Origin of the sequence: Limimaricola litoreus, from assembly GCF_024159025.1 — a bacterium.
Taxonomy (GTDB): domain Bacteria; phylum Pseudomonadota; class Alphaproteobacteria; order Rhodobacterales; family Rhodobacteraceae; genus Limimaricola; species Limimaricola litoreus.
Map to the genome: position 1 here is coordinate 1 of NZ_JAMYXC010000314.1, position 2,564 is coordinate 2,564.

Annotated in this window: 4 protein-coding genes; all 4 read right to left on the reverse strand. The window is 70.1% G+C overall.

What is annotated here, in order from left to right; genetic code table 11:
* On the reverse strand, positions 1-367 hold a 367-nt coding region (locus NHG85_RS18950), incomplete at its 3' end, for a 2Fe-2S iron-sulfur cluster-binding protein (RefSeq protein WP_253335294.1).
* Positions 364-963 carry an NADH:ubiquinone reductase (Na(+)-transporting) subunit E gene (gene nqrE / locus NHG85_RS18955; protein WP_253335295.1) on the reverse strand — a complete coding sequence of 200 codons (600 nt, stop codon included), beginning with the start codon at positions 961-963 and terminating at the stop codon, positions 364-366. The genes nqrE and NHG85_RS18950, both read right to left, overlap by 4 nt.
* On the reverse strand, positions 960-1,619 hold the full coding sequence (locus tag NHG85_RS18960) for an NADH:ubiquinone reductase (Na(+)-transporting) subunit D (protein ID WP_370363064.1): 660 nt from the start codon (positions 1,617-1,619) through the stop codon (positions 960-962). The genes nqrE and NHG85_RS18960 overlap by 4 nt, the downstream gene beginning before the upstream one ends.
* On the reverse strand, positions 1,616-2,344 hold the full coding sequence (nqrC, locus tag NHG85_RS18965; protein WP_253335296.1) for an NADH:ubiquinone reductase (Na(+)-transporting) subunit C: 729 nt from the start codon (positions 2,342-2,344) through the stop codon (positions 1,616-1,618). The genes NHG85_RS18960 and nqrC overlap by 4 nt, the downstream gene beginning before the upstream one ends.
* Positions 2,345-2,564 lie beyond the last annotated feature (220 nt).

Consider the following 2,564-nt stretch of genomic DNA (forward strand, 5'->3'; position numbering starts at 1 on the left):
CGGGAACCTCGATGGCGACAGGCTCGCGCAGCACCAGCTGGCAGGCCAGATGCAGCCCGCCGCGCCGCTCCGCGCGCGACAGCAGCGCGGTCTCGGCGGGCAGGGGCGCAGGGCTTCCTTGCGTCACGCGCACCCGGCAAAGCCCGCAGGTGCCCGCCCCGCCGCAGGCCGCCGGCAGCAGGATGTCGTTCTCGGCCAGCGCCGTCAGAAGCTTCGTGCCAAAGCGGCTTTCGAACCCCGCGCCGCCGTTCACCGCCACCGCGATCGCACGGTCGGGCACCAAAAGTCGCCGCGCCAGCAAGAGCGCCGCACTCAGCGCCAGCACCAGCCCGGTCAGCAGCGCGATGCCCAAGGCCACCTCCGTCATCGCGCCAGCCCCCCGAAGCCCGCGAAGCCCAGCGACATCAGCCCGGTGACGATGAAGGCCGAGCCCAGCCCCTGCAGCCCCCGCGGCGTGTCCGAATAGCGCAGCCGCTCGCGGATCGCGGCGAAAAGGACGATCGCCAGCGCCCAGCCCGCACCGCTGCCGATGCCCCATGCGACCGCCTCGGCCAGATCATAGCGCCGCTCGACCATGAAGAGGCTGCCGCCAAGGATCGCGCAGTTCACGGTGATCAGCGGCAGGAAGACCCCCAGCGCGCGGTGCAGCGAGGGCACGAAGCGATCGAGCAGCAGCTCCAGAAGCTGCACCATCGCGGCGATGACGCCGATGAAGACGAGGATCCGAAGAAAGCCCAGATCGACCTGCGGCAGCCCGGCCCAGCCGAGGGCGCCGGGCGCGAGCAGGTGGCGGTGGATCAGCGCGTTCACCGGCACGGTGATCGCCTGCACCACGATCACCGACAGCCCCAGCCCCAGCGCCGTCGACAGGCGCTGCGACACGGCGAGAAAGGTGCAGATGCCAAGAAAGAACGACAGCGCGAGATTGTCGGTGAAGATTGCGGCGATGAGGATATCGGTCATGACCCCGTCCCCGCCTTCAGGGCGACGAGCTGGTGGCTTGGGTCTTCGACCTGTTCGGGGCGCGCGGCGCGGATCGCCCAGATTAGCAGCCCGATGATGAAGAAGGCCGAAGGGGCGAGCTGCATCAGGCCCAAGGGCACGAACCATCCGCCCTCCGCCACGGTCGGCAGGATCGAAATGCCAAATAGCGTGCCCGCGCCCAGAAGCTCGCGGATCGTCGCCACGATCACCAGCACGAGGCTGTAGCCAAGCGCGTTGCCCAGGCCGTCGAGCACCGAGGGCCAGACCGGGTGATGCATGGCAAAGCTTTCGGCCCGGCCCAGCACGATGCAATTGGTGACGATCAGCCCGACGAAAATCGACAATCGCTGGCTGATCTCGAAGGCAATCGCGCGCAGCACCTCGTCGATGACGATGACCAGCGTGGCGATGATGGTGATCTGCAAGATGAGCCGGATCGATCGCGGAATGTGTCGCCGGATCGCGCTGATCAGCCCCGAGGCCGCGCAAAGCACGAAGATCAGCGCCCCACACATGGTCAGCGCCGTGACGAGCGAGGTCGTCACCGCCAGCGCCGAGCAGATCCCGAGGATCTGCAGTGTCACCGGATTGGCCCGGATCAGCGGATCGGTGAGGGCGCGCGGCAGAAGCATCATCCCATCCCCTCCTGCTCCAGCCGGTCGAGAAAGGGGCCATAGCCCCACGGCCCCATCCAGAAGCGGATCATGGCGGCCACGCCGTTGCCGGTCCGCGTGGCGCCCGAGATGCCATCGACCTCGTATGGGCTTGCCGCCTCGCCGCGCACCACCTCGATCCGCATCACGCCGGTCTCGTCGGCGATCCGCCGACCGGGCCAGAGCGCCTGCCAGGCCTCGCTTTCGATCCGGGCGCCGAGGCCCGGCGTCTCGGCCTGCTCGATCACGGTCAGCGCCGCTATGGTGTTGAGATCGGGCTCAAGCGCCAGTAGCGCGCTGATGGTGGACTGGTAGCCCGCGCCGCGCACCGGCAGCACCACCAGCTTCGGCGCGCCGTCGCGCGCGAGAAGATGCACGAGGGCCTGCGCCTCCCGCCGCCCCAGCCCGGCGATGTCGGCCTCCTCGGGCAGGGCGATGCTGGTCTCGGGGTCGCGCGCCGCCGCCACCGGATCAAAGCCCGGGGCCGCCTCCGCCATCATCCGCCCGGTGCCGAGATCGACGAGGCGCGTCTCGAGCTCGGTCACCCCAAGCTCCTCCATCACCGCGCGCAGCCCCGGCAGCGCCTGCACCATCGCCTGCATCCTCTCCTGCCGCGCCGCCTCGACATTGGCGATCTGGCGCGGCCGCATCGTGGTGGCGACGGTGGAGACGGTGACGGCGGAGGCCAGCGCGATCAGCCCCGCCATGCCGAGCGCCTTCACCGGGTCCTTATTAGGGCGGGCGAGGAATCGCGCCCAAGGGCCGCGCGACCTATCCATGGCGCAGCTTCGCGCGCAGATCATCCGCCGCGATCACGCCCGCGTCGACCAGCGGCGCGCAGATGCCGGCCAGCACCACCGCGAAGACCAGCCCCGCCACATCGACCCCCGGCAGCGCCGCGCCGCCCAGCACGGCGGCCAGCCCGCC

Coding starts and splice junctions, on each gene's coding strand:
- nqrC (WP_253335296.1), bottom strand. CDS start 2,344: ATGGCGGGGCTGATCGCGCTGGCCTCCGCCGTCACCGTCTCCACCGTC.
- nqrE (WP_253335295.1), bottom strand. CDS start 963: ATGACCGATATCCTCATCGCCGCAATCTTCACCGACAATCTCGCGCTG.
- NHG85_RS18960 (WP_370363064.1), bottom strand. CDS start 1,619: ATGATGCTTCTGCCGCGCGCCCTCACCGATCCGCTGATCCGGGCCAAT.